The organism is Streptomyces sp. NPDC014623 (genome assembly GCF_043088245.1).
Taxonomy (GTDB): Bacteria; Actinomycetota; Actinomycetes; order Streptomycetales; family Streptomycetaceae; genus Streptomyces.
The window spans coordinates 60956-86098 of sequence record NZ_JBIBZU010000006.1 but is presented as its reverse complement, the minus strand read 5'-3'; the positions used below and the strand labels follow the sequence as shown (position 1 = coordinate 86098).

Here is a 25143-nt window from a genome sequence, read left to right as displayed (position 1 = left end):
GCACACGGGCCGCACCATCGATGTCCGGAGGTGATAGATGCGATTTTAGCGTTCATGGTTCCCCGCAGGATCACGCCGGTACGTTCCCGGCCACAGGCATGTCACAGGTACGCCGCGTACGCGTCCAGAGCGCGCAGCACCTCGCCCTCCCCGGCCGGGGGCAACTGGAGGACGACCTCCTCGACGCCCAGATCCGCGTAGTATGCCAGCTTCCCCGGCGAGGGCCGGACCGCATAGGGCACCACCTGGAGCTGCTCCGGGTCGCGGCCCGCCTCCTCCCAGGCCGTACGCAGCCGCGGCACGGACTCCGACAGGCCGCGTCCGCCGATCGGCAGCCATCCGTCCGCGTCCCGGGCGATCTGCGCGAACAGCTTCGGGCCGGCCGCCCCGCCGATCAGGGTGCGCGGGCCGCTCACCGGTCCGCGCGGCCGCTGCACCGGCTTCGGATAGGCCAGGCTCGCCCGGACAGAACCGAACTCACCTTCGTACGATGTCGGTTCGTCCGCCCACAGGGCCCTCATCAGTGCCAGCCGGTCGCTGCCGAGCGCGCGCCGGGTCGACCACTGCACTCCGTGGTCCGCGGCCTCCTCCACATTCCAGCCGAAGCCGATGCCGAGCGTGAAGCGGCCGCCGGAGAGGTGGTCGAGCGTGGCGGCCTGCTTCGCCAGGTCGATGGGGTCGTGCTGGGCGATCAGCGTGATGCCGGTGCCGAGGGACAGCCGTTCGGTGACGGCGGAGACCTGCCCCAGGGCGACGAAGGGGTCGAGCGTGCGCCCGTACTCGTCCGGCAACTCACCACCCGCCGGATACGGGCTCTCCCGGCTCACCGGGATGTGGGTGTGCTCGGGCAGGTACAGCCCGGCGAACCCCCGCTGCTCCAGCTCGCGCGCGAGCCGGACCGGCGTGATCGTCTCGTCGGTGAGGAAGATCGTCGTGGCGATCCGCATGAGAGGCACCTCCGTCGTCGTGCGTGACGGCTCCAAGGTATGCGGTCGAGCGGCCGCAGAACCCACTCCGCAGGGGTAGTTGTCCCCTTCCGTCCGCGACTCCCGCCTCGCCCCGCCGGGGCCGGGGGCCCGGACACCGGCACGCCGGCCGGACCGCTCAGTCGTTCACCACGAACGCCGGCGTCTCCTTCGTCAGCACCTCACCGCGGAAGAACGCCGGGCTGCGGCGCCGCGTGGCCTCCATCAGCACCACGCCGAGCAGCAGCAGCCCGACACCGATGACGAAGACGGAACCGACGCCGAGGACGGACGAGCCGGAGCCGTAGGCCGGGTCCCACATGTCGTGGAGGGTCTTGCCGAAGACCGCTGCGAGCAGGATGCCGCCGACGGCGGGGAACAGGCCCTTGAGGACGAGGTCACGGGCGGACCGGGTGAGCTCGGCACGGAAGTACCAGGTGCAGGCGAAGGCGGTCAGCGCGTAGTAGAAACAGATCATCAGGCCGAGCGCGTAGATCGTGTCGACCAGGACGTGCTCGCTGACCAGGGTCATCACCGTGTAGAACACGCCGGTCGCGACGCCCGCCACGACGGTCGCCCGCCCCGGGGTCCTGAAGCGCGGGTGGACCTTGGCGTACGACGCGGGCAGTGCCTCGTACGTCGCCATCGCCAGGACCGTGCGCGCCACCGGGATGAAGGTGGTCTGCAGGCTCGCGGCCGCCGACGCCAGCACCGCCAGGAAGAGCAGGATGCCGAGGCCGGGGCCCATGACCGGACCGGCCAGGGCGGCGAAGACGTTGTCGGAGGTCTCCGGAGCGGCGAGGCCGAGGCCCGAGCCGCCGGTACCGACGGCCATCTGGGCGGCGATACCGGTGGCGAGGTAGGAGCCGACCAGGACGACCATCGAGACGAGCGCGGCCCGGCCCGGCGTCTTCTCGGATCCGACGGTCTCCTCGTTCGCGGTGAGACAGGTGTCCCAGCCCCAGAACATGAAGATGGAGAGGGAGAGCCCCGCCGTGAAGGCGGCGAAGGACCGGACGGCGAACGGGTTCAGCCAGGACCAGGAGAAGTCCGTCGGCGTGCTGGAGAGATCACCGCTGCCCGCCTTCTGCACGGCCATGGTCACGAACAGGGCGAGGACGACGAGCTGAAGCACCACGAGGGTGTACTGGACCCCCTTGGTGGCGGTCATCCCCCGGTAGCTGATCGCCGTGGCCACGGCGATCAGGAGGAGGCACGTGAGGATGTGGACCGGCTTGCTGTCGTCCAGGGCGGCGAGCCGTTCGCTGCCGGAGACCTCGCCCGCCAGGAGCCAGAAGTAGGAGGTGGCGACGCCGGCGAGGTTCGACAGCACGATGATCGTGGCGATCACCAGGCCCCAGCCGCACATCCACCCCAGGCGCGGCCCGAAGGCCTTGACCGTCCAGGTGAACGAGGTGCCGCAGTCCGGCACGGCCTTGTTGAGCTCCCGGTACGCGAAGGCGACCAGCAGCATCGGGAGGAACCCCGCCAGGAACACGGCGGGCATCTGCACACCGACCTCACCGGCGGTGGACCCGAGGGTGGAGGTCAGGCAGTACACCGGGGCGACGGTGGAGATACCGAGGACGGCGCTGCCCATCAGGCCGACGGAGTTGCCCCCGAGGCCCTTCTCGCGTACGCCGCCGTCGGCCGGGACGCTTCCCCGTACCGTGTCTCCGGCCTGTGGCCGCGCGTCCAGCTCAGTCATGGAGAGGACGCTATGTGCTGCGATTTCCACATCCGGAGGGTGAGACTCCGATGTCTCACCCTTGACTCGCCGCCAGATTACCGGATGTGACCACTCACATCAAAGGTTTTGAACAGCTTTCACCTTGCAAACAATGCTCCGAGGCGGGACGTACAGACGTACGGGAATCGCACCCCTGACCGCTTTGTGCCGGTTCAAAATTTTCCCGTCGTATTCCCGGCGTCCGCCTCGGAGTCGTCGTGAGGCCCTCCGGGGCTACGCGCGGTACAGCTCCTCGACCTCCGCTTCGAAGTCCCGCATGACCGCGTCGCGTTTGAGCTTCAGCGACGGGGTGAGGTGCCCGCTCTCCTCGGTGAAGTCCTGGGGGAGCACCGTGAACCTGCGGATGGACTCGGCGCGCGAGACGAGCCGGTTGGCCTCGTCGACCGCGCGCTGCAACACGGCGAGCAGTTCCTCGTCGTGGACGAGCTCGCGCAGGGGGACGCCCTCCTTCTTGCGCATCCGGCGCCAGTGGGCCAGCCCGTCCGGCTCCAGGGTGATCAGGGCGCTGATGAACGGCCGGTCGTCCCCCACCACCATGCACTGGCTGATCAGCGGATGGGCGCGCAGCCAGTCCTCCAGCGGAGCGGGGGTGACGTTCTTGCCGCCGGACGTGATGATGATGTCCTTCTTGCGGCCGGTGATGGTGAGGTAGCCGTCGTCGTCCAGAGCCCCCAGGTCACCCGTCGGGAACCAGCCGTCATCCGTGTACGGCGTGGCCTCGCCACGCTCGGTGTCCCAGTAGCCCTTGAAGACCTGGCCGCCGCTGAGCAGGACCTCGCCGTCGTCCGCGATCCGCACGGCGGTGCCCGGCAGCGGCCAGCCCACCGTGCCCAGCCGGGGCTTGAGGGGCGGGGTGACCGTGGCGGCGGCGGTGGTCTCGGTCAGGCCGTAGCCCTCGAAGATCTGCATGCCCGCTCCCGCGTAGAAGGCCGCGAGCCTGTGCCCCAGCGGGGAGCCGCCGCAGATGGCGTACCGGACGTGACCGCCCAGCGCGGCCCGGATACGCCGGTAGACCAGCGGGTCGTAGAGGGCGCGGGCGGCACGGAGCCCGATGCCGGGGCCGGGACCCGTGCCGTGTTCCGCCGCCTCGACCGCCTCGCCGTAGCGCTGCGCGATGCGGGCCGCCCGGTCGAAGGAGGAGGCGCGGCCCATCTTCTCGGCGGTGGCCCGGCCGGTGTTGTAGACCTTCTCCAGGACGTAGGGGATGGCCAGCAGGAACGACGGCTTGAAGCCGGCCAGGTCCGCGAGCAGGTCGTCGGTCCGGATGGACGGCGCGTGCCCGAGCCGGACCCGGGCACGCATGCAGCCGATCGCCACCATCCGGCCGAAGACATGGGAGAGAGGCAGGAACAGGAGGGTGGACGCGGGGTACTTGGAAACCGACTTGAAGACCGGATGGAGCAGCTCGATGGCGTTGTCGACCTCGGCGAAGAAGTTTCCGTGGGTCAGGACACAGCCCTTGGGCCGGCCCGTGGTGCCCGAGGTGTAGATGAGGGTGGCGGGGTTGTCCGGTCCCAGGGCACCACGACGGGCGTCGACGGCCGCGTCGGGCACGTCCTCGCCCAGGGTCTTCAGCCGGTCCGTCGCACCCGTGTCGAACTGCCAGAGATGGGTGAGGTCTCCGAGCTGCTGCCGTTCCCGACCGACCAGCCGGCCCTGCTCCTTCGTCTCCACCGCGCAGGCGACCGCCCCGGAGTCCTGGAGGATCCAGCGCGTCTGGAAGGCCGAGGAGGTGGGGTAGATGGGCACGGTGACCAGCCCGGCGGCCCAGGACGCGAAGTCGAACAGCGTCCACTCGTAGGTCGTACGGGCCATGATCGCGATCCGGTCACCGCTCTGGAGACCCTCGGCTATCAGGCCCTTGGCGACGGCCTGGACCTCCGCGGCGAATTCGGCGGCGGTCACGTCCTGCCAGCTGCCGTCGGCCTGCTTGCGGCTGAGGACCGCCTCGGCCGGGGCTTCCCTGGCGTTGTCGAAGGGGATCTCCGCGAGCGAGCCGCGTCGCACGGCCGGCACCAGGGGCGGCACGGAGACTTCCCTTACGGTGCCGTCGGCCGCCCTGACCTTGGTCGGCTCGACCAGGGCGGGGACGGCGGAGGCGGCGGTTGCGGCGGGGGCGGGCGTGGACACGAGCGGCTCCTCGACATGGGGTCCGGCGCCGGGCCCGTCCGTGGGGCCGGCGCCGAGGCGGCTGCTGGGTGCGCGGGGTCGTTCACGTACGGATGGGCGGTCGGGGGACCCGGACCGCGGTCAGGGGCGTTCCAGGATGGCGGTGACCCCCTGGCCGCCCGCGGCGCAGACCGAGATCAGTCCCCGTCCCGGCGCGTCCCGCTCCGCGAGGAGCTTGGCCAGGGTCGCCACGATCCGGGCGCCCGTCGCGGCGAAGGGGTGGCCGGTGGCGAGGGACGATCCGACCACGTTCAGCTTGTCCCTGTCGACGGGGGCGAGCCCCTGCTCCTCCCAGGACGCCAGGGTGGCGAGCACCTGGGAGGCGAAGGCCTCGTGGATCTCGAAGAGGTCGAAGTCCCCGACGGTCAGCCCGGCACGCTCCAGCAGGCGCGGGACGGCGTACGCGGGTGCCATCAGCAGCCCGTCCTCGCCGTTCACATGGTCCACGGCGGCGGTCTCGTACAGCGACAGGTACGCCAGCGGTTCCAGACCGTGCGCCCCGGCCCACTCCTCGCTCGCCAGCAGCACGGTGGCCGCGCCGTCGGTGAGCGGGGTCGAATTACCCGCGGTCATCGTCGCGCCGGGGTCACCGGCGCCGAACACCGGCTTCAGCGTGGCCAGTTTCTCCACGGTGGAGCCGGGACGCAGATTCTGGTCGCGGTCCAGCCCGAGGTACGGGACGACGAGGTCGTCCAGGAAGCCGCGTTCGTACGCCGCGGCGAGACGCCGGTGGCTGGTGGCGGCCAGCAGGTCCTGGTCCTCGCGGGTCACCCCCCACTTCCGGGCGGTGACCGCCGCGTGCTCACCCATCGAAAGGCCGGTGCGGGGTTCGGCGTTGCGGGGGATGTCGGGGACGAGGTGGCCGGGACGGATTGCGGCGAGTGCCCTGATCCGGGCTCCCGTCGACCTGGCGCGGCGGGCTTCCAGCAGAATCCTGCGCAACCGGTCGTTGACACCGAGGGGCGCGTCGCTCGCGGTGTCCGCGCCGCCCGCGATCGCCGAGTCGACGGCGCCGAGTGCGATCTTGTTGGCCGCGGCGATCACGGCCTGCAGACCGGTACCGCACGCCTGCTGGATGTCGTAGGCGGGTGTGCGCGGGTCCAGGGCCGACCCCAGGACGGTCTCGCGGGCCAGATTGAAGTCCCGGCTGTGCTTGAGCACCGCCCCGGCCACGAACTCGCCGACCCGCTGTCCCCCCAGGCCGAAGCGCTCGACGAGCCCGTCCAGCGCGGCGGTCAGCATGTCCTGGTTCGACGCCTGCGCGTACGGGCCGTCGGAGCGGGCGAACGGGATACGGCTGCCACCGATGACCGCGACCCGGCGCGGCCGCGGAAGTGCGAGGGGAATCAATTCGACCAACTCATCTCGACAACTCCTGACCCTTGAGTAACCTTACTCCGGAGTAAATCTACGACCGAGCAGGAGTCCAGACAATGGCCGACCGCTATCTGCACTTCACCGGCACCGCACCCGGCCGATTCCTGACCCGCGGACTCGGCCTGCCCCAGCCCGCCCCGCTGCGCCGCTGGACGCTGGAAACCCCTTCCCTGGACGGGCCGTTGCTCCACCTCACCGCAGGCAGCTCCGCCCACCCGGGCGCGCTCGGCCCGGTACTCGCCACGACCGGCCTGAAGGTCACCGGCCGGGCCGAACGCCCGGCCGCCGTCGTCCTGGACGCCACCGGCGTCACCACGGCCGCCGGACTCGCCGGCGTACACGCCGCCCTCCACCCCGTCGTACGGTCGCTGGCCGGCGGCGGCCGCGTCGTCGTCCTCGGCACCGCGCCGTCCCCCGACGACCATCACCAGGCGGCGGCCCAGCAGGCCCTCGAAGGGTTCGTACGCTCACTCGGCAAGGAGATCGGCCGGGGTGCCACCACGCAGCTGCTGCGGCTCGCACCCGGGGCGAGCCCGGCCTCGGCCGAGTCCACGCTCCGCTTCCTGCTGTCCCCCCGCGCCGCCTACATCAGCGGCCAGGTCATCGAACTCACCGCCGACGCCCCCGGAGAGGTGACCGACTGGGCGGCGCCGCTGACCGGGCGCACCGCGATCGTCACCGGCGCGGCGCGCGGCATCGGCGCCTCCGTCGCCTCCGTCCTGGCCAGGGACGGCGCCCAGGTGATCTGCCTGGACGTCCCGCAGGCCCGGGAACAGCTCGTCCGCACCGCCGACCGCCTCGGCGCCACCGCCCTGCCGCTGGACATCACCGCACCCGACGCAGCCGGTCTCATGGCCGCGGCCGTCCCCGGCGGGCTGGACATCCTCGTCCACAACGCGGGCATCACCCGGGACCGCCGGCTCGCCAACATGCCCGCCGACCGCTGGGCCTCGGTCATCGACGTCAACCTGGACAGCGTCCTGCGCACCACGGACGCCCTCGTCGGGTCGGGCACCCTGCGCCGCGGCGGCCGGATCGTCGCCACCGCGTCCATCGCCGGGATCGCGGGCAACAACGGCCAGACCAACTACGCGGCGAGCAAGGCGGGCATCATCGGCCTGGTCCGCTCGCTGGCTCCGCGCGCCGCCGCCGAGCACGGCATCACGGTCAACGCCGTCGCGCCCGGCTTCATCGAGACGAAGATGACGGCCGCCGTGCCCTTCTTCATCCGGGAGGCCGGCCGCCGGATGAACTCCCTGTCCCAGGGCGGCCTCCCGGTGGACGTCGCCGAGACCACCGCCTGGTTCGCCCAGCCCGCGTCCAGCGCGGTCAACGGCCAGGTCGTACGGGTCTGCGGCCAGAGCCTGCTGGGGGCGTGACCCATGACCGGCCTGGGTCTGTCCCTCGTCCGCGGAGCCCTCACCTCACCGTTCAAGCGGGCCGGACGCCCCGGCGCCACGCTGCCCGCCGGCCGTGCGGTGCTCCCGCCCGCCCGCATCCCCCCCGGCCCCCTCGCCGCGTACAGCAGGATCTGCGGCTTCGCCGAATCGGGCCCGGTGCCGCTCACCTATCCGCACGTGCTGGGCTTCCCGCCGGCCATGCGGCTGATGACGGGCCGCGACTTCCCCCTCCCGGTACTCGGACTGGTCCACACCTGGATCGAGATCACCGGACACCGGACACTGCACCCGGCGGACGAGCTCGAACTCGCCGTCCACGCGGACGAACTGGCGCCCCACCGGCGCGGCACCGAGGTCACGGTCGTGACCGAGGCGCGGCGTGGGGGCGAACTCGTCTGGGAGTCACGCAGCGGCTACCTGTCCCGGCACGCGACCGGAGCGGCGGCCGCCCCCGCTCCTTCCCCGGACGTCTCCCCGGAGCTGCCCGCCGTGGCGGAGTGGCGGCTGCCCACCGGCCTCGGACGGCGGTACGGAGCAGCCTCGGGTGACCGCAACCCCATCCACCTCCACCCCGTGACGGCACGGCTCTTCGGCTTCCCCCGGCACATCGCTCACGGCATGTGGACCGTCGCCCGCTGCCTGGCGGAAGCCGGAACCGGGGCCGGGGCGGGCGAGCCGGGCCGGATCCGGTCCGTGCGGGCGGACTTCAAGGCGCCCGTCCTGCTGCCCTCCACCGTGACGTACGCCGCCACGGGCTCCGCCTTCCAGGTGCGCAGCGGCAGCCGCGTCCACCTCACCGGCAGCGTGGCCCGGGAGGACTGAGCCCGCTCAGTCCCCCCGGGACTGCCAGCCGCGCCCTTGCATGAGGTTCTCCAGGCCCGCCCACGAGAAGTTCATCAGGGTGGACGCGGCCTCCTTGGCCGAGACGCCGGGAGTGACGTTCGCCCACCCGGCGAGCGCCTCCGCCGCCCCCACCAGTGCCTGCGCGAGCCCCGCCACGTCCCGGTCCGGCAGCGCGGGATCGCTGTGCGCCTCGCGCGCCGCCGCACCGATCAGACCGGTCACGAACGCAACGATCTCCTTCCGCAGCGCCCCCACCTCGCTGACGAACGGCTCCCCGTGCGAGCTCGCCTGCTGGTGCAGCACCGCCCAGCCGTCCGGGTTCTCCGCGGTGTGGGTGAAGAACGCCCGCAGCCCCGACCACAGTTGCCTGTCTGCCGGAATCCCCGGCTCCACGGCCGCCCGTATCGCCTCCACCAGCGCTTTCGCCTCACGGCGGATGCACGCGGTGAAGAGCTCCTCCTTCGAATTGAGGTACAGGTAGACCAAGGGCTTGGACACACCGGCGAGTTCCGCGATCTCGTCCATCGAGGCGGCCCGGTATCCGCGCTGCCCGAAGGTCTGCACAGCCGCGTCCATCATCTGCTTCTCACGCACCGCGCGCGGCATCCGTTTGCTCTTCACTGCACTCACGTCAGACATCCCTCCCGCCCCCACTGCGCTACTCCTCGGTAAGAGTACGGCGCGGCCCCGACAGCCGTCGCTGGGAAGGGGCGCGGCCCGGCCGCGGTGGCCGGTAGTCGTCCCCTGCACCTGCGGTATCCCGCCCGTACGCCTCAGGTCCCCCACGGGATCGCCCCCGGGTCCGATGTCCTCTTCGGTCCGGCTGCCTAGTGTCCTTCACATGACGACCAGAATCCGCAGACGGACCGCTGTCGCGGCCCTCGCAGCCCTCGCCCTGCTGGCCGCTCCCGCCGTCACCGCCCAGGCGTTGTCCCGCCCCGCCCCGGCCGCGTCCACCGCGGTCCCGGCCGGACTGCCCCGTCCGACCGGCCCGTACGCCGTGGGGGCGGACGTCCTGCACCTCACCGACCGCAGCCGCACCGACCCCTGGGTCCCCGGGGCCGGGGACCGCGAACTGATGGTGTCGGTCCACTACCCGGCCCGGGCCGGCGGCCCGGGGGTCCCCGCCCCGTACATGAGCGCGAAGGAGGCCGAGGCCCTCCTGGCGGGCCGCGGGCTGGGGGACGACGCCCCTGCCAGGACGAGCTCCCTCGGCACCCACGCCCGCACGGGCGCGGACACCGCACGGGGCCGGTTCCCCCTGGTGCTGCTCTCCCCCGGTTTCGGTAACCCCCGGGCCACCCTGACGTCCCTCGCCGAGGACCTGGCGAGCCGCGGCTACGTCGTGGCGAGCGTCGATCACGCCCATGAATCCATGGGGACGGCGTTCCCCGGCGGGCGGATCCTCACGTGCGCGGCGTGTGACGCGGTCGAGGCGGCACCGGACGAGGCGGCCGAACGGAAAGTGCTGAAGACCGTCTCCACCGGACGGGCCTCCGATCTCTCCTTCGTGCTCGACCGGCTGACCGGGTCCCGCCCCGTCTGGAAAAACGCCCGCATGATCGACCGGCGCCGGGTCGCCGTGGCGGGCCACTCCATCGGCGGCAGCGCCGCGGCCTCCACGATGTTCACCGATGCCCGCGTCGACGCGGGGGTCAACATGGACGGCACCTTCTTCGACCCGGTTCCGCGCCCGGGCGTCGGCGACCGGCCCTTCCTGATGCTCGGCACCACCTCGTTCCACCACCCCGGTGGTGAGGACGACTCGTGGGACAAGGGCTGGCAGCGGCTGGGCGGCTGGAAGCGCTGGCTCGGTGTGGAGGGCTCAGGCCACTCCAGCTTCACGGACGTGCCCGTCCTCGAGGACCGGATGGAGGTGACCCTGGACCCCACGGTCACGCTCTCCACCGACCGGCAGGTCCGGATCACGCGTGACTACGTCAGCGCCTTCTTCGACCAGCACCTGCGCGGACGGCACCAGCCCCTGCTGGACGGCCCCACCCCCGGCAACCCCGAGGTCGTCTTCAGCCGCCCCTGACACACGCCGGCGCCCCCGGACACGGAGTCCGGGGGCGCCGGTGAGCAGGGGGAGGTCACACCGTGACGGGGACGCCCCTGGTCTCCGTGTCACGCACCTCGTCCGCGGGCTCCTCGACCGGGGAGGCCGACGCCGAGTTGTACGCGTCGTGGTCGAGGATCTTCTCGCGGGCCGCGACGATCACGGGGACCAGAGCCTGTCCCGCCACGTTCGTGGCGGTGCGCATCATGTCCAGGATCGGGTCGATGGCCAGCAGCAGGCCCACACCCTCCAGCGGCAGGCCCAGGGTCGACAGGGTGAGGGTCAGCATGACCGTGGCGCCGGTGAGGCCGGCGGTGGCCGCCGAGCCGATCACCGAGACGAACGCGATCAGGATGTAGTCACCGATGCCCAGCTGGATGTCGAAGATCTGCGCGATGAAGATCGCTGCCAGCGCCGGGTAGATCGCGGCGCAGCCGTCCATCTTCGTCGTGGCGCCGAACGGGACGGCGAAGCTCGCGTAGTTCTTCGGGACGCCGAGACGCTCGGTGACCTGCTGGGTCACCGGCATCGTGCCGACCGAGGAGCGGGAGACGAAGGCCAGCTGGATCGCGGGCCAGGCTCCCTTGAAGAACTGCAGCGGGCTGACCTTGGCGACCGTGGCGAGCAGCAGCGGGTAGACGCCGAACATCACGAGGGCGCAGCCGATGTACACGTCGGCGGTGAACGTGGCGTACTTGCCGATCAGGTCCCAGCCGTAGTCGGCGATCGCGTAGCCGATGAGGCCGACGGTGCCGATCGGGGCGAGGCGGATGACCCACCACAGGGCCTTCTGGAGCAGTTCGAGGACCGACTCGCTGAGCACGAGGATCGGCTTGGCCTTCTCGCCGAGCTGGAGCGCGGCGATGCCGGCCACGGCCGCCATGAAGACGATCTGCAGGACGTTCAGCTCGGTGAACGGTGTGATGACGTCGGTGGGGACGATACCGGTGAGGAAGTCGATCCAGGAGCCGGCGTTCTCGGGCTTGGCGCCGTCCTTCGGCGTGAGGCCGGTGCCGGCGCCCGGGTTGGTGACCAGGCCGATCGCGAGACCGATGGCGACGGCGATCAGTGAGGTGATCATGAACCACAGCAGGGTGCGGGTGGCCAGCCTGGCGGCGTTGTTGACCTTGCGCAGGTTGGTGATCGACACCAGGATCGCGAAGAAGACGAGGGGCGCGACGGCCAGCTTGAGGAGCTGGACGAAGATGCCGCCCACCTTGTCGAGGGTGGTGACGAGCCAGCTGACGTCCTGGCTGCGGGCGAGCCAGCCCAGCAGGACACCGAGAACCAGACCGGCGACGATCTGTATCCAGAACGGGATGCTGGGCAGGCGGAAACCGGAACCGGACGGCTTACCGGCTTCGGTCTCGGCGGTGGGCGCGGGATTCGCGGACACGGACACACTCCAGATGTGACGCACCGGTGCGTACGAGGACAGACGTACGGTCGTGCGGTCGAACAGGGGGACGGGGGTGCGGCGCCCGCGCCGGGGGCGGCGCCGCTGCATGATGCCGGTTCAGACGTTGCGGCAACAGACCGCGGACATACAGCGGCAGAGATCGACGTGCAGGCGCGCCACGAGCGGGACGCCCGGGGCGTGGTGGGTGCGCACTGCCGTCATCATGCCGAACACGTTAACACCGAAACTTTGAGAACCTCAAAGGTCTGCTTCTTGATCATTCTGTCCGGCCGGGTCCGGACACGCCGAAACCCCGGTACAGGAGCGGCTGCTCCGGTCCGGGGTCTCGTCGTACGGGGTTCGGGTGTGAGGAACCTTACGCGGCGCCTACCGGGTGACGCTGTCCTCGCGGGTGCGGTTCGCCTCGAGCCTGGCCTTGGTCCGGTCGACCGACGAGACGATCTGCTCGGACATCTCGTCGCGCTGCTTGCGCAGCAGGATGAAGCTGAGGGGCGCGGAGAGCAGCAGGCCCAGGAGGATGACCCAGACGACGTTGGAGCCGCCGACGCCTGCGGGAAGCACGCCGAAATGGACCGCCGCGCCGGCGACGAAGAAGCAGCCGACGAAAATCAGCAGGCGCATGGCGGTGTACCGGATCGTTGCGCTCGGCTTGGCAGCGGACACGGCTGGCCTTCTCTCTACGTCCGACGTTCCTGCGGTCGTGCAGTCCGGAATCCTGCCCGACCAGTGAAGCATGCCCCGAATTCGATCAGTTCGCAGGGTCTGCCCCCGGGGCCGCTACCGGAAGAGCGGGAGCAGCATGATGATGTCGTCGCGGTAGTCGTCCTCGGCCACCCGGATGGCGCCGGGGATCCGGCCCACCTCCTTGTAGCCGCAGGAGGCGTAGAAGCGGTCCGCCCCGGTGCCGCTGCGGCAGGTGAGCCGGATGGCGTCGATCCCCTCGAGCCCCCGGGCGGCGTCGGCCGTGGCCGTCATCAGGGCGCGCCCGAAGCCCTTGCCCTGGTGGCGCGGGTGCACCATGACCGTGTAGACGCCGATCCAGTGCTGCATGAGCCGGTGGGTGTTGCGGGTGAGGAAGGCGGTGGCGGCCACCGTGCCGTCCTGGTCCCGCCCGATGACCAGGCGGGTGCGGCCTTCCGCCATCCCGGCGAGGTGCTTGAGGAGCTCCGGCCGGACCTCTTCGTCGGTGACGGGCGGCACGAAGCCGACGGCTCCGCCCGCGTTGCTGACATCGACCCAGAGCGCGGTGATGCCGTCCCGCAAAGTTCGGCCGAACGCGGGATCCACTTCAAAAGTAAGCGCCATACAGGCAGATTAACTATTACGGGAGACAGTGCTCAACCTGCGTCCACCACGCGAGAAAGCCCCGGCCGGCCGGGGCTTTCTCACACTGCGGGGGCGTCGCGCGCGGTGGTGCCTCAGACGCGCATCGGCTGCGGCGTCTCGCGCCGCCCGGCGTCCGGGCCCGGGTACTCGCGCAGGATCTCGTACCGGGTGTTGCGCTCCACGGGCCGGAAGCCCGCGTCCCGGATGAGCTCCAGCAGGTCCTCGCGGCCGAGCTTGTTCGGCGTGCCGTAGTCGTCGGCGTCGTGCGTGATCTTGTACTCGACGACCGAGCCGTCCATGTCGTCCGCACCGTGCTGGAGTGCGAGCTGCGCGGTCTGCACGCCGTGCATCACCCAGAACACCTTGACGTGCGGGACGTTGTCGAAGAGCAGCCGCGAGACCGCGAAGGTCTTGAGCGCCTCCGCGCCGGTCGCCATCGACGTCCGCGCCTGGAGGGTGTTACGGACCTTGCCGTCCTTCATGTCCACGAAGTCGTGCTGGTAGCGAAGCGGGATGAAGACCTGGAAGCCGCCGGTCTCGTCCTGCATCTCCCGCAGCCTCAGCACGTGGTCGACGCGGTGACGGGGTTCCTCGATGTGCCCGTACAGCATCGTCGCCGGGGTCTTGAGACCCTTCTCGTGCGCGAGGCGGTGGATGCGCGACCAGTCCTCCCAGTGGGTGTTGTGGTCGACGATGTGCTGACGGACCTCCCAGTCGAAGATCTCCGCGCCACCGCCGGTCAGCGACTCCAGACCGGCCTCGATCAGCTCGTCGAGGATCTCCGAGGCCGAGAGCCCGGAGATCGTCTCGAAGTGATGGATCTCCGTCGCCGTGAACGCCTTGAGCGCCACCTCCGGCAGGGCTTCCTTGAGCGCGCTGAGCGAGCGCGGGTAGTAGCGCCACGGCAGGGTGGGGTGCAGCCCGTTGACGATGTGCAGCTCGGTGAGGTTCTCGCCCTGCATCGCCTTCGCGAGCCGGACGGCCTCCTCGATGCGCATCGTGTACGCGTCCTTCTCACCCGGCTTGCGCTGGAACGAGCAGTACGCGCAGGACGCGGTGCACACGTTGGTCATGTTGAGGTGACGGTTGACGTTGAAGTGGACGACGTCGCCGTTCTTCCGCGTACGCACCTTGTGAGCCAGCCCGCCGAGCCAGGCCAGGTCGTCGGACTCGTAGAGCGCGATCCCGTCCTCGCGGGTCAGCCGCTCGCCGGCCCGGACCTTCTCCTCCAGCTCGCGCTTGAGTCCCGCGTCCACCAGGGCGCCTCCATATCTCCGTGTGACAGATCCGGCAGCCCACGGTACTCCCCCGCCCGAAGAGCGGGAGGACCCCCGTCACCGCTCCGCGTCACTCCTCCTCGGGGAGCTCCCCGACCCGGTTCTCCCACTTGGTGGAGAGCACGACCGTCGTCCGGGTCCGGGAGACGCCCTTCGTGCCGCCGAGCCTGCGGATCGTCTTCTCCAGACCGTCCACGTCCCCCACCCGCACCTTGAGCATGAACGAGTCGTCACCCGCGATGAACCAGCAGTCCTCGATCTCGGCGAGGTCCTTCAGCCGGTGCGCGACGTCCTCGTGGTCGGCGGCGTCGGAGAGGGAGATGCCGATCAGCGCGGTGACCCCGAGCCCCAGCGAGGCGGCGTCGACGGTCGCGCGGTAACCGGTGATGACACCGGCGGATTCCAGCCGGTTGATGCGGTCGGTGACGCTGGGCCCGGAAAGCCCCACGAGCCGTCCCAGCTCGGCGTACGAGGCCCTGCCGTTCTCCCTCAGGGCCTGGATGAGCTGTCTGTCCACCGCGTCCATATGACTGAAACCTTCCATTGTTCAGCAGTACCGCGAGCTTATGTGTAGAATCTAAGGCGTAACAGGGTCAAGCCCTGTAAATCTTCTCCACCATCCAAGAAAAGCTTTCGAATCTTCAGGAGTGACCTTCACCGTGTACTCGATCGAGATGGCCTACGCCCGGATGCGCGAGCTGCAGGACCTGGCCAACCGCTCGCGTGCCCACCAGCCCGCCGCCGCCCACCGGGTCGACCGCACGCGCACCCCGCGCGTGAACAGGAAGAAGCGCTGACCCCGCCGGATCAGCCCCGGGAGGCGCCACCGAGCTCCCCCTCCCACCGGCGGTACAGCTGGTGCGGCACCCCTGCCGCGTCCAGCACCCGCCCCGCGACGAAGTCCACCAGGTCCTGGATGTGCGTCGCTCCCGCGTAGAACGCCGGCGAGGCGGGCAGCACCACGGCGCCCGCCTCGTCGAGCGCGACCATCTGCTTCAGTGTCCGGCCGCTGAGCGGCGTCTCGCGTACGGCCACGACGAGCTTCCGCCGCTCCTTGAGCGTCACGCTCGCCGCCCGCTGCAGCAGATCCTTCGAGAGCCCGAGGGCCACCCCCGCCACGCACGCCGTCGACGCCGGGACGATCAGCATCCCCTTCGCCGGATACGACCCCGACGACGGTCCGGCCGCCAGATCGCCGGCCGCCCAGTGCCGTACACCGGTGATGTCCGGGCCGAAGGCGTCCGGCTTCCCGTCCGCGCCCCGCGCCAGCCAGCTCCGCAGGTCCTCCTGCCAGTGGGCGTCGCGGAACGCGATCCCCGTCTCGTCCAGGAGCGTCAGCCGCGAGGCGCGGCTGACCACCAGATCGACGCTCTCCCCGGCGGCCAGCAGCCCGCGCAGCACCGCGGCCGCGAAGGGCGTGCCCGATGCGCCCGACACCCCGACAATCCAAGGTCTGCGCTGCTGCTGACTCATCGAAGTCCCGGTACTCACACCGTCGAGCCTATCCGGCGCTCTGCTCCAGGAACTGAGCCAGGGGCTCCGGACGTTGCAACGGACGAGGGAACAGCCATGGGCAGGGGGTGGCCATGAAGGGCACACGCACGAGCGCCACCGCACGGGCCGTCACGGCCGGCACGGTCATGCTCGCCTGGCTCGCGCTGCTGTGGCTCCTGGAGGGCGTCGACATGGCGACGGGCAACTCCCTCGACACCTACGGCGTCAGCCCCCGCGAAGTCCCGGAACTGGCCGACGTCGTGCCGTCCGCGTTCCTGCACAGCGGCTGGGAGCACGTGGCGTCCAACAGCGTCCCGCTGCTGGTCCTCGGCTTCATCGCCGCGCTCGGCGGGATACGCAGGTTCGCCGCCGTGGTCCTCGTGGTGATCGTGACGGCGGGCCTCGGCGTCTGGCTCACCGCGCCGCCTGACACGGTGACGCTCGGCGCGTCCGGTGTGGTCTTCGGCCTCTTCGGCTACCTTCTGGTCCGCGGGTTCGTGGACCGGCGCCCGCTGGACGTCGTCATCGGCGTGATCATCGCCGCGGTCTACGGCTCCCTGCTCTGGGGCGTGCTGCCGACGGACTCCGGCATCAGCTGGCAGGGCCACCTCTTCGGCCTCATAGGCGGGGTGGCGGCGGCGTTCTTCCTCCGCCGCCCCCGCCGCCCCCGGACCTACGTCACGGTGTGAGGCCCCGCACCAGCAGGTCGAGCAGCGCGCAGGCGAAGAGCGCTATGCCGATGAAGCCGTTGACCGAGAAGAAGGCCCGGTTGAGCCGGGACAGGTCGTGCGGCCGCACGACCCGGTGCTCGTAGACGAAGGCCACGGCGACGATCGCCATGCCGATCCAGTAGAAGATCTCCGCGTCGGTCGCCAGGCCGAACCACACCAGCAGCCCGGTCGTCACCACGTGGCAGACCCGCGCGCCCCACAGCGCGGCCGGGATCCCGAAGCGCGCGGGGAAGGAGAGCACCCCGTGGGCCCGGTCGGCCTGCACGTCCTGGCACGCGAAGATCAGGTCGAAGCCGCCGATCCAGATGCCGACGGCCAGCCCCAGGATCACCGCGTCCCACGACCAGCTCCCGGTCACCGCCAGCCAGGCGCCGATCGGTCCCATGGCCTGGGCGAGGCCCAGGATCGCGTGCGGGAAGTTCGTGAACCGCTTGCCGTACGGGTAGACGACCATCGGCACGACGGCGACCGGCGCCAGCACCAGGCAGAGGGGGTTCAGCAGGGCGGCGGCGCCGAGGAACACGACGACGGCCACGACCGCGCCCGTCCACGCGGACTTCACCGTGACCGCGCCGGTCACGAGCTCCCGGCCCTCCGTGCGCGGATTACGGGCGTCGATCTCCCGGTCGATGATCCGGTTGGCGGCCATCGCGAACGTACGCAGCCCGACCATCGCGACGGTCACGAGCAGCAGCGTGCCCCAGTGGAACGTCCTGTCCAGCTGGAACATCGCGGTCAACGAGGCGATGTACGCGAAAGGCAGCGCGAAGACCGAGTGCTCGATCATCACCAGCCGCAGGAACGCGCGTGGCTTGCTGCGGGGCTGCGGCACGGCGCCGGCGGAGGCCGAGGCGCTCACAGTCCGTACTCCTTCCAGCGTCGCGTCACCCGGTCGGACGTCTCCGGGTCGGACTCGACCATCTCCGGCCAGCCCCCGTCCCGGGTGTAGCCCTCCTCGGGCAGCTTCCGCGTCGCGTCGATCCCGGCCTTGCCACCCCAGAACTGCTGGTAGGAAGCATGATCGAGGTGATCGACCGGGCCCTCGGTGAGCAGCAGGTCACGGGCGTAGTCGGTGTTGCCGAGCGCCCGCCAGGCCACCTCATGGAGGTCGTGGACATCACAGTCGGCGTCCACGACGACGATCAGCTTGGTCAGCGACATCATGTGCGCCCCCCAGATGGCACTCATCACCTTCTGGGCGTGCTTGGGGTACTTCTTGTCGATCGACACGATCGCACAGTTGTGGAAACCGCCCGCCTCCGGCAGGTGGTAGTCCACGATGTCCGGAATGATGATCTTGAGCAGCGGCAGGAAGAACCGTTCGGTGGCACGCCCCAGCGGGCCGTCCTCGGTGGGCGGCCGGCCCACCACGATCGACTGCAGCAGCGGACGCCTGCGCATGGTCACGCAGTCGATCTTCAGAGCGGGGAACGGTTCCTGCGGGGTGTAGAAGCCGGTGTGGTCGCCGAACGGGCCCTCGGGCAGCATCTCGCCCGGCTCCAGCCACCCCTCGATGACCACCTCGGCCTGCGCCGGGACCTGGAGCGGGACGGTCTTGCAGTCGACCATCTCGATCCGCTTGCCCTGGACGAAACCGGCGAAGAGGTACTCGTCGATGTCCCCGGGCAGTGGTGCCGTGGAGGCGTACGTGACGGCGGGCGGCGCCCCGAAGGCGATGGCGACGGGCAGCTTCTCCCCGCGCCTGGCCGCGACCTGGTAGTGGTTGCGGCTGTCCTTGTGGATCTGCCAGTGCATCCCGATGGTGCGCTTGTCGTGGCGCTGCAGCCGGTAGAGCCCGAGGTTGCGGATCCCCGTCTCGGGGTCCTTGGTGTGCGTGAGGCCCAGGTTGAAGAAGGAGCCGCCGTCCCCGGGCCAGGTGAAGAGCGCGGGCAGCTGGTCGAGGTCCACGTCGTCGCCGGTCAGGACGACTTCCTGGACGGGGGCGCTGTCGGACTTGACCTTCTTCGGCGGCAGATGCGTCACCGCGCCGAGCTTCCCGAACGCCTCACGGATCCCGACGAACCCCTGAGGCAGCTCCGGCTTGAGGAGGCCGCCGATCTTGTCGCTGATCTCGGAGTAGGACTTCAGCCCGAGCGCCTTGAGCAGCCGCCGGTCGGTCCCGAAGACGTTCATGGCCAGGGGCATGGACGCCCCCTTGACGTTCTCGAAGAGCAGCGCGGGGCCGCCCGCCTTGTTCACCCGGTCGACGATCTCGCCGACCTCCAGATACGGGTCGACCTCGGCCTTGATGCGCTTGAGATCGCCCTCGCGCTCCAGAGCACGGAGCAGGGAGCGAAGATCGTCGTAAGCCATAAGGCCCAGTATCGGACACCCGATACCCTGGGCCCGTCACCGGGGGCGGTCCGTGCGCCCCCTCACCTCACCTCGGGGGATCTTGCACGATGCTCAGGGCCCTGATCTTTCTTCTGCCGCTGGCACTGACGATCTTCGCGTTCATCGACTGTCTGAACACCCCGGAGAACGAGACGAAGCACCTGCCGAAGGTCGCCTGGGTCTTCATCATCCTGCTGTTCTGGATCGTCGGGCCGGTCGTCTGGCTCGCCGCGGGCAAGACCCGCACCGCGCCGGGCGGGGGGCGCGGGCGCCGCACCGCATGGGTGGCGCCCGACGACAACCCGGACTTCCTGAAGTCGCTGAAGAGCGAGACCGGGAAGGACGAGTCCCGCCTCGATGACCGGGAGGCGGACCTGCGCCGCCGCGAGGAGGAGACCAAGCGCCGGGAGGGCGGCGCCGGCCCCGAGGACACGACTCCGCCCGCCACGTCATGAGCCGCACCACGTGACGAGTCACGTCACGTCATGACGCACGTCACGTCATGGGGCACGTCACGCGTTCATGAGGACAGCAGGCGTCCCAGCCGGTGGAGCAGGGGCAGCAGCGCCGTGCGCTCCTCGGGAGTGAGAGCCTCCAGGGCTTCGTGCACCACGCGCATCTCGGCACGGATGCGGTGCGCCAGCTCGGTGCCCTCCGCTGTGCGGGAGGCCACCTTGGAGCGGCGGTCGCCGGGCGCCGGAGTGCGCGTCACCAGCCCGCGGGCCTCCATGCGGCCGATGAGCCCGGTGGCGTTGGAGGCGTCGCACACCAGGTGACCGGCCAGCGCGCTCATGGGCATGGGCTCGTTGAGAGCGATCAGCGCCCGGGCCTGCGAGGTGCTGAGACCGTGGCGGCCGGCGACCGCGGTGAGGTCGTCGTGGTGGCCGCGGACGACGACTGCGAGAGGTTCCAGCAGTTCGTCCGGAGTAGGGACGGCGCGGGGTGCCGGTTCCGTCGTCATGGTCGGTCATCCTTCGATCGGTACACGCGGTCCGGAGGCCCGGACCCAGTCCGCCACGCACCCGCATTCATTTGACATGCTCAACTTTGACCCGTTACATGAAGGGTATTGCTTGAGCATATCAAGCTTCAAGTCCACGCGTCGTACGTCTCGCGTCTCGTAGGGAGCATCCCCCATGCCCTCCGTACTCTTCGTCCTCACCGGTGCCGACCACTGGACCCTCAACGACGGCACCACCCACCCCACCGGCTTCTGGGCCGAGGAACTCGCGGCCCCCCATCGCGTCTTCACGCAGGCCGGCTTCGACATCACGATCGCCACCCCCGGCGGCGTGGCCCCCACCGTGGACACCGCCAGCCTCGCCGCCGAAGCCAACGGAGGCCAGGAGCAGGCCGACGCCGTCGCCTCCTACCTCGCCTCGATCGACGAGCTGCTCCGTATCCCCGCCCGGCTGGAAGACGTCGTCCCCACCTCGTACGACGTCGTCTTCTACCCCGGCGGCCACGGGCCCATGGAGGACCTCGCCGTCAACGAGGTGTCCGGCCGGCTGCTCACCTCGGCCCTGGACTCCGGCGCCCAGGTCGCCGTGCTGTGCCACGCGCCCGCCGCACTGCTGCCCGCCCGCCGCGAGGACGGCAGCTGGCCGTTCGCCGGTTACCGCATGACCGGCTTCAGCAACGCCGAGGAGACCCAGGCGGGCCTCGCCGCCAAGGCGCCCTGGCTGCTGGAGAACCGCCTCGTCGAGCTCGGCGCCGACTACGCCGCCGCCGAACCGTGGGCGGTGCACACCGTGCACGACCGCAACCTGCACACCGGCCAGAACCCGGCTTCCTCCGAGCAGCTGGCCCGCGAGATCGTGGCGGCCCTGTGAGCGCCGCCACGACCGTGCGGGAGGCACCGGCCGAGGTCGTCGCCCGGCTCCGGGACACCTTCCGTACCGGTCGCACCAGGGACCTCGCCTGGCGTACCGCCCAGCTGACGCGGCTGCGCGCCCTGCTCACCGAGCGCGGCGACGCACTGGCCGAGGCGCTCCGCGCCGACCTCGGCAAGAGCCGCAAGGAGGCCTACCGGACCGAGATCGACTTCACGGTCCGCGAGATCGACCACACCCTGGAGCGCCTGGAGGGCTGGCTGGAGCCCGAGCCCGCCCCCGTACCGGCGGTCCTCAAGGGGGCCACGGCGCACACGGTGCAGGACCCGCTCGGGGTCGTCCTCGTCATCGCTCCGTGGAACTACCCGGTCCAGCTGCTTCTCGCGCCCCTCGTGGGCGCGCTGGCCGCGGGCAACGCGGTCGTCGCCAAGCCCAGCGAGCTGGCGCCCGCGACCTCCGCCGCCGTGGCCGGCCTGCTGCCGCGGTATCTGGACACGGACGCGGTCGCCGTGGTGGAGGGCGCGGTCCCGGAGACCACCGCGCTGCTCGCCGAGCGCTTCGACCACATCTTCTACACCGGCAACGGCACGGTAGGCCGGATCGTGATGGCCGCGGCGGCGAAGCACCTCACGCCGGTGACGCTCGAACTGGGCGGGAAGTCACCCGCGTTCGTGGACCGCGGCACGGACCTGGAGACGGTGGCCGCCCGGCTGGCTTCCGGGAAGTTCCTCAACGCCGGCCAGACGTGCGTCGCCCCCGACTACGTCCTGACCGACCCGGAGACCGCGCCGGCCCTGGAGGACGCCCTCAAGGCGGCGGTCGAGGCACTGTTCGGGCCGGACGCGTCCACCAGCCCGGAGTACGGCAGGATCGTGAACGAGCGCCACTTCGACCGGCTGGTGGGCCTCCTGGGCTCCGGCCGCGCGGTGACGGGTGGCGACCACGACCGGGACGAGAAGTACATCGCCCCGACGGTGCTGGCCGATGTCGCCCCGGACTCCCCCGTGATGCGGGAGGAGATCTTCGGTCCGGTCCTGCCGGTCATCACCGTGGACGGGCTCGACGAGGCCATCGGCTTCATCAACGACCGTGACAAGCCGCTCGCCCTGTACGCGTTCACCCAGGACCCCGCAGTGCGGGAGCGGCTGCTGTCCGAGACCTCCTCGGGCGGGGTCGGCATCGGACTGCCGCTGGCCCACCTGACCGTCTCGGACCTGCCGTTCGGCGGGGTCGGCGAGAGCGGCATGGGCAACTACCACGGCCGGTACTCCCTGGAGACGTTCAGCCACCGCAAGGCGGTTCTGGACACCCCGCTGGGCTGACACCCGTACATGCCGTGAGGGCGCGACCGCCGCGGTGCGGTCGCGCCCTCACGGCTGTGCCGGTCAGACCCCGGCGTAGGAGTGCTTGCCGGTGACGAAGATGTTCACGCCGTAGTAGTTGAAGAGCCAGCAGCCGAAGGCGGCCAGCGCCAGGTAGGCGGCCTTGCGCCCCTTCCAGCCGGCCGTCGCGCGGGCGTGCAGGTAGGCGGCGTACGCGACCCAGGTGATGAAGGACCAGACCTCCTTGGGATCCCAGCCCCAGTAGCGGCCCCAGGCGTCGCCCGCCCAGATCGCGCCCGCGATGATCGTGAAAGTCCACAGCGGGAACACGGCGGCGTTGACGCGGTACGAGAAGGTGTCCAGGGTCTTCGCGGAGGGCAGCCGCTCCAGGACGGAGGTCGCGAACTTCCCGGGCGTGATGCCGTTGGCCAGCTTGTTCTCGTAGCTGTCGCGGAAAAGGTAGAGCAGGGTGCCGACGGCGCCGAGGTAGAAGACCGCGCCGCAGATGATGGCGGTGGAGACGTGGATCCACAGCCAGTAGGAGTGCAGCGCCGGCACCAGCTGGTCGCTCTCGGTGTACAGCGTGGTGGTCGCGATGCCGAGGTCCAGCAGGACGGTGGTGACCAGCAGCAGACCGATCCAGCGGACGTTCTTCCGCAGCGCCAGCAGGGTCAGGTACGCGCCGACGGCCACCGTGGAGAAGGTGATCGAGAACTCGTACATGTTGCCCCAGGGGGCCCGCTGCACCGACAGGGCGCGTGCGACCACTCCGGCCGCCTGGACGGCGAAGGCCACGACGGTCAGGGAGATCGCGATCCGCCCCCACAGGTCGCCCTTGAAGGTGCCGCCGGCGGCACCGGGGCCGTCCGGGACGTCGCGCGTGCCGGCGGCGGACCGGGTGACGACCTCGGGGCGGTCCAGTACGGCGGTGCCGCCCCGCTGCGCGACCCGCACCTTCACCGTGGAGCCGCCGGCGGCCGATTCCTTCTTCAGCGCGGCGGCCGTGCGGCCGACCTTGCTGCGGCTGCCCAGCACCCACTCCGCGATGTGCGCGAAGAAGGCCAGGGTGTAGACGGCCATGGACGAGTAGATCAGCGTGTTGCTGGCGTTCGCCAGGCTCTCGTTGGTTGCGGCGGCGAGATTCACTTCTCAGCCCCTTCGGCAGGTTCTTCGGAGGGTTGTTCGGTCTCGGATTCGGGGTCGGGCGCGGTGGGCGCCACCGTGTGCAGCGCGATCGCGAGGTCGGCCAGCTCCTCGGGGAGCTTCGCGGACTCGCTGCGGCCGAGGCCGGCCATCTCGACGACGGTGACCCCGTCCGGTCCCTTCACGGCCCGCACCCACACGCGGCGGCGCTGGATGAAGAGCGAACCGGCGAGTCCGACGATGGCGGCGACGGCGCCGGTGAGGGCCCAGCCGCTGGCGGGCTGGCGTGTGATCTGGAAGCTCGCCCACTCCTCGACGCTCTCGAAGGTGATCGAACCCGCGCCGTCGGGGAGCTTCATGGTCTCGCCGGGACGCAGCCGCTTCTTGAGCTGGTCGCCGTTGCTGTCCTCGAACTGCTTCATCTGCGACGTGTCGAGCTGGTACACGTTCTGCGGCAGTCCGGAGTCGACGCCCAGGCTGCCGTAGTAGCCGTTGAGCGCGAGGACCGGGTAGTCGAGGCCGGGGTACTGCGAGAACATCGTGCCCTTGCCGTCGCCCGCGAACGTCGGGACGAAGAAGGCCTGGAAGCCCAGCTGCTCCCTCTCGCCGTTCTTGTCCTTGTAACCGTCCATCACCTTGATCGCGCCGGTGGAGGTGACGTTGTTGTCGATGGGCAGCAGCGGGACGGAGGACCTGTAGACCTCCTTGCCCCTGCCGTCCTTGACCGAGACGACCGGGGCGTAGCCGTGCGCGTTGAGGTAGACCTTCGTGCCGTCGACGACGAGCGGCTTGTTGACCTCGATGACCTTCTTCTTCGTCTTCCCGTGCGCACCCTCGGAGTACGTCACCCGGGCCTCGTAGGTCCGGGGCGTGCCGCGCTGGGGGCCGGTGCGCTCGTACGTCCCGACGAAGTCCTGCAGGTCGAAGCTGAAGGGAGCGAGATCGTCGTTGTCGAAGAGCGAGCCGGACTTGAAGTCGTCGTACTGGGTGATCGTGTTGGCGAAGCCGTCCCCCTCGACGATGAGCTTGCCGCCCTCGGACTTGAAGAGCTGTCCCCCGGCGAACGCGACCAGCATGACGATCAGCGCGATGTGGAACAACAGGTTCCCGGTCTCGCGCAGATAGCCCTTCTCGGCGGACACCGCGCCGCCCACGACGTGCGAGCGGAAGCGGCGCTTGCGCAGGATGCCGAGGGCGGCCTCGCGGACCTGCCCGGGATCGGCGTCCGTGCGCCAGGTGGTGTACGCGGGCAGCCGGGTCAGTTTCTTCGGGGCGCCGGGCGGGCGGCCGCGCAGCTGGCCGATGAACTGGCCGGTGCGCGGGATGATGCAGCCGATCAGCGAGATGAACAGCAGGATGTAGATCGCGGAGAACCACACCGAGCTGTAGACGTCGAAGAACTGCAGCTTCTCGTAGATCGGGGTGACGGTGGTGTGGGCTTCCTTGAAGGTCTGCACCTTCAGTTCGTCCACGCTGTTCTGCGGGATCAGCGATCCGGGGATGGCGCCGAGCGACAGCATGAAGAGCAGGATCAGGGCGACCCGCATCGAGGTGAGCTGCCGCCAGAACCAGCGGGCCCAGCCGATGACGCCCATGGCGGGCACGGAGGCGGCGGCGGCCTCTTCGCGCGGGGCGGTGGAGAGCTGCTCCCCGGCCTGGCCGAGGTCGCGCTCATCCCTGATGTCGGTGTTGCTCATGAAA

Annotated in this window: 24 protein-coding genes; 8 read left to right on the top strand and 16 right to left on the bottom strand. The window is 70.4% G+C overall.

Features of this window, described 5'->3' with window-relative positions; all coding sequences use genetic code 11:
- Nucleotides 1-101: 101 nt before the first annotated feature.
- The 4 genes from ACF1FZ_RS12525 to ACF1FZ_RS12510 form a co-directional block, all read right to left on the bottom strand.
- A complete protein-coding gene (locus tag ACF1FZ_RS12525; RefSeq protein WP_391773341.1) occupies nt 102-947 on the bottom strand; it encodes an LLM class F420-dependent oxidoreductase in 846 nt (281 codons plus the stop codon).
- Between the two features lie 157 nt (nt 948-1104).
- Nucleotides 1105-2673, bottom strand: coding sequence for an APC family permease (locus ACF1FZ_RS12520; protein WP_391773340.1), 1569 nt, complete (start codon nt 2671-2673; stop codon nt 1105-1107).
- A 255-nt stretch (nt 2674-2928) separates the two neighbouring features.
- Nucleotides 2929-4845, bottom strand: coding sequence for an AMP-dependent synthetase/ligase (locus ACF1FZ_RS12515; protein WP_391773339.1), 1917 nt, complete (start codon nt 4843-4845; stop codon nt 2929-2931).
- A gap of 120 nt (nt 4846-4965) precedes the next feature.
- A complete protein-coding gene (locus tag ACF1FZ_RS12510) occupies nt 4966-6243 on the bottom strand; it encodes an acetyl-CoA C-acetyltransferase (protein WP_391773338.1) in 1278 nt (425 codons plus the stop codon).
- Between the two features lie 74 nt (nt 6244-6317).
- On the opposite strand from ACF1FZ_RS12510, the gene ACF1FZ_RS12505 reads away from it, so the two are divergent.
- Nucleotides 6318-7640, top strand: a complete 1323-nt coding sequence (locus ACF1FZ_RS12505; protein WP_391773337.1) for a 3-oxoacyl-ACP reductase — start codon at nt 6318-6320, stop codon at nt 7638-7640.
- A 3-nt stretch (nt 7641-7643) separates the two neighbouring features.
- Nucleotides 7644-8483 carry a MaoC family dehydratase gene (locus tag ACF1FZ_RS12500; RefSeq protein ID WP_391773336.1) on the top strand — a complete coding sequence of 280 codons (840 nt, stop codon included), beginning with the start codon at nt 7644-7646 and terminating at the stop codon, nt 8481-8483.
- Nucleotides 8484-8489: 6 nt separating this feature from the next.
- Here the strand turns inward: ACF1FZ_RS12500 and ACF1FZ_RS12495 are convergent, their stop codons facing one another.
- Nucleotides 8490-9110, bottom strand: a complete 621-nt coding sequence (locus ACF1FZ_RS12495) for a TetR/AcrR family transcriptional regulator (RefSeq protein ID WP_391773545.1) — start codon at nt 9108-9110, stop codon at nt 8490-8492.
- A 235-nt stretch (nt 9111-9345) separates the two neighbouring features.
- Here ACF1FZ_RS12495 and ACF1FZ_RS12490 point away from each other — a divergent pair, with 235 nt between their 5' ends.
- Complete coding sequence (locus tag ACF1FZ_RS12490; protein ID WP_391773335.1) at nt 9346-10542, top strand: alpha/beta hydrolase family protein; 1197 nt, start codon at nt 9346-9348, stop codon at nt 10540-10542.
- A gap of 55 nt (nt 10543-10597) precedes the next feature.
- Here ACF1FZ_RS12490 and ACF1FZ_RS12485 read toward each other — a convergent pair whose 3' ends face one another.
- The 5 genes from ACF1FZ_RS12485 to ACF1FZ_RS12465 form a co-directional block, all read right to left on the bottom strand.
- Nucleotides 10598-11959, bottom strand: a complete 1362-nt coding sequence (locus ACF1FZ_RS12485; RefSeq protein ID WP_391773334.1) for a dicarboxylate/amino acid:cation symporter — start codon at nt 11957-11959, stop codon at nt 10598-10600.
- 390 nt (nt 11960-12349) lie between these two features.
- Complete coding sequence (locus ACF1FZ_RS12480; RefSeq protein ID WP_391773333.1) at nt 12350-12646, bottom strand: DUF4229 domain-containing protein; 297 nt, start codon at nt 12644-12646, stop codon at nt 12350-12352.
- Between the two features lie 114 nt (nt 12647-12760).
- Nucleotides 12761-13288, bottom strand: a complete 528-nt coding sequence (locus ACF1FZ_RS12475) for a GNAT family N-acetyltransferase (protein WP_391773332.1) — start codon at nt 13286-13288, stop codon at nt 12761-12763.
- 113 nt (nt 13289-13401) lie between these two features.
- A complete protein-coding gene (gene mqnE / locus ACF1FZ_RS12470) occupies nt 13402-14565 on the bottom strand; it encodes an aminofutalosine synthase MqnE (protein ID WP_391773331.1) in 1164 nt (387 codons plus the stop codon).
- A 91-nt stretch (nt 14566-14656) separates the two neighbouring features.
- On the bottom strand, nt 14657-15112 hold the full coding sequence (locus ACF1FZ_RS12465; RefSeq protein WP_391773330.1) for an Lrp/AsnC family transcriptional regulator: 456 nt from the start codon (nt 15110-15112) through the stop codon (nt 14657-14659).
- Between the two features lie 121 nt (nt 15113-15233).
- Between ACF1FZ_RS12465 and ACF1FZ_RS12460 the strand changes: the two genes are divergently transcribed.
- Nucleotides 15234-15383: a hypothetical protein gene (locus ACF1FZ_RS12460; protein WP_157841704.1), complete on the top strand. Its 150-nt coding sequence runs from the start codon at nt 15234-15236 to the stop codon at nt 15381-15383.
- 10 nt (nt 15384-15393) lie between these two features.
- Here ACF1FZ_RS12460 and ACF1FZ_RS12455 read toward each other — a convergent pair whose 3' ends face one another.
- Nucleotides 15394-16059: a UbiX family flavin prenyltransferase gene (locus ACF1FZ_RS12455; protein ID WP_391773544.1), complete on the bottom strand. Its 666-nt coding sequence runs from the start codon at nt 16057-16059 to the stop codon at nt 15394-15396.
- 113 nt (nt 16060-16172) lie between these two features.
- Between ACF1FZ_RS12455 and ACF1FZ_RS12450 the strand changes: the two genes are divergently transcribed.
- Entirely contained in the window at nt 16173-16769 is a 597-nt protein-coding gene (locus ACF1FZ_RS12450; protein WP_391773329.1) for a rhomboid family intramembrane serine protease, read from the top strand.
- Here the strand turns inward: ACF1FZ_RS12450 and mqnP are convergent.
- On the bottom strand, nt 16759-17670 hold the full coding sequence (gene mqnP, locus ACF1FZ_RS12445) for a menaquinone biosynthesis prenyltransferase MqnP (RefSeq protein ID WP_391773328.1): 912 nt from the start codon (nt 17668-17670) through the stop codon (nt 16759-16761). The two genes, ACF1FZ_RS12450 and mqnP, sit on opposite strands and share 11 nt — an antisense overlap.
- Entirely contained in the window at nt 17667-19124 is a 1458-nt protein-coding gene (locus ACF1FZ_RS12440) for a menaquinone biosynthesis decarboxylase (protein ID WP_391773327.1), read from the bottom strand. Before ACF1FZ_RS12440 ends, mqnP begins: the two co-directional genes overlap by 4 nt.
- 89 nt (nt 19125-19213) lie before the next feature.
- On the opposite strand from ACF1FZ_RS12440, the gene ACF1FZ_RS12435 reads away from it, so the two are divergent.
- Nucleotides 19214-19600 carry a PLD nuclease N-terminal domain-containing protein gene (locus ACF1FZ_RS12435; protein WP_391773326.1) on the top strand — a complete coding sequence of 129 codons (387 nt, stop codon included), beginning with the start codon at nt 19214-19216 and terminating at the stop codon, nt 19598-19600.
- 65 nt (nt 19601-19665) lie between these two features.
- Here the strand turns inward: ACF1FZ_RS12435 and ACF1FZ_RS12430 are convergent, their stop codons facing one another.
- Nucleotides 19666-20106, bottom strand: coding sequence for a MarR family winged helix-turn-helix transcriptional regulator (locus ACF1FZ_RS12430; protein WP_391773325.1), 441 nt, complete (start codon nt 20104-20106; stop codon nt 19666-19668).
- Nucleotides 20107-20281: 175 nt separating this feature from the next.
- Between ACF1FZ_RS12430 and ACF1FZ_RS12425 the strand changes: the two genes are divergently transcribed.
- Together ACF1FZ_RS12425 and ACF1FZ_RS12420 are read left to right on the top strand one after the other, a co-directional pair.
- Complete coding sequence (locus tag ACF1FZ_RS12425) at nt 20282-20977, top strand: type 1 glutamine amidotransferase domain-containing protein (RefSeq protein WP_391773324.1); 696 nt, start codon at nt 20282-20284, stop codon at nt 20975-20977.
- The gene (locus ACF1FZ_RS12420; protein WP_391773323.1) at nt 20974-22299 is read left to right on the top strand and encodes an aldehyde dehydrogenase family protein; all 1326 of its coding nucleotides are present in this window, start codon (nt 20974-20976) and stop codon (nt 22297-22299) included. The genes ACF1FZ_RS12425 and ACF1FZ_RS12420 overlap by 4 nt, the downstream gene beginning before the upstream one ends.
- Before the next feature lie 63 nt (nt 22300-22362).
- Here the strand turns inward: ACF1FZ_RS12420 and ccsB are convergent, their stop codons facing one another.
- Together ccsB and ACF1FZ_RS12410 are read right to left on the bottom strand one after the other, a co-directional pair.
- On the bottom strand, nt 22363-23445 hold the full coding sequence (ccsB, locus tag ACF1FZ_RS12415) for a c-type cytochrome biogenesis protein CcsB (RefSeq protein ID WP_391773322.1): 1083 nt from the start codon (nt 23443-23445) through the stop codon (nt 22363-22365).
- Nucleotides 23442-25139: a cytochrome c biogenesis protein ResB gene (locus tag ACF1FZ_RS12410; RefSeq protein ID WP_391773321.1), complete on the bottom strand. Its 1698-nt coding sequence runs from the start codon at nt 25137-25139 to the stop codon at nt 23442-23444. Before ACF1FZ_RS12410 ends, ccsB begins: the two co-directional genes overlap by 4 nt.
- Between the last annotated feature and the right edge of the window lie 4 nt (nt 25140-25143).

Bases quoted from the DNA above. Each gene is read 5' to 3' on its own strand.
- ACF1FZ_RS12525 (WP_391773341.1), bottom strand. From the start codon at position 947: ATGCGGATCGCCACGACGATCTTCCTCACCGACGAGACGATCACGCCG.
- ACF1FZ_RS12520 (WP_391773340.1), bottom strand. From the start codon at position 2,673: ATGACTGAGCTGGACGCGCGGCCACAGGCCGGAGACACGGTACGGGGA.
- ACF1FZ_RS12505 (WP_391773337.1), top strand. From the start codon at position 6,318: ATGGCCGACCGCTATCTGCACTTCACCGGCACCGCACCCGGCCGATTC.
- ACF1FZ_RS12500 (WP_391773336.1), top strand. From the start codon at position 7,644: ATGACCGGCCTGGGTCTGTCCCTCGTCCGCGGAGCCCTCACCTCACCG.
- ACF1FZ_RS12495 (WP_391773545.1), bottom strand. From the start codon at position 9,110: ATGCCGCGCGCGGTGCGTGAGAAGCAGATGATGGACGCGGCTGTGCAG.
- ACF1FZ_RS12490 (WP_391773335.1), top strand. From the start codon at position 9,346: ATGACGACCAGAATCCGCAGACGGACCGCTGTCGCGGCCCTCGCAGCC.
- ACF1FZ_RS12475 (WP_391773332.1), bottom strand. From the start codon at position 13,288: ATGGCGCTTACTTTTGAAGTGGATCCCGCGTTCGGCCGAACTTTGCGG.
- ACF1FZ_RS12465 (WP_391773330.1), bottom strand. From the start codon at position 15,112: ATGGACGCGGTGGACAGACAGCTCATCCAGGCCCTGAGGGAGAACGGC.
- ACF1FZ_RS12455 (WP_391773544.1), bottom strand. From the start codon at position 16,059: ATGAGTCAGCAGCAGCGCAGACCTTGGATTGTCGGGGTGTCGGGCGCA.
- ACF1FZ_RS12450 (WP_391773329.1), top strand. From the start codon at position 16,173: ATGAAGGGCACACGCACGAGCGCCACCGCACGGGCCGTCACGGCCGGC.
- ACF1FZ_RS12440 (WP_391773327.1), bottom strand. From the start codon at position 19,124: ATGGCTTACGACGATCTTCGCTCCCTGCTCCGTGCTCTGGAGCGCGAG.
- ACF1FZ_RS12435 (WP_391773326.1), top strand. From the start codon at position 19,214: ATGCTCAGGGCCCTGATCTTTCTTCTGCCGCTGGCACTGACGATCTTC.
- ACF1FZ_RS12430 (WP_391773325.1), bottom strand. From the start codon at position 20,106: ATGACGACGGAACCGGCACCCCGCGCCGTCCCTACTCCGGACGAACTG.
- ACF1FZ_RS12425 (WP_391773324.1), top strand. From the start codon at position 20,282: ATGCCCTCCGTACTCTTCGTCCTCACCGGTGCCGACCACTGGACCCTC.
- ACF1FZ_RS12410 (WP_391773321.1), bottom strand. From the start codon at position 25,139: ATGAGCAACACCGACATCAGGGATGAGCGCGACCTCGGCCAGGCCGGG.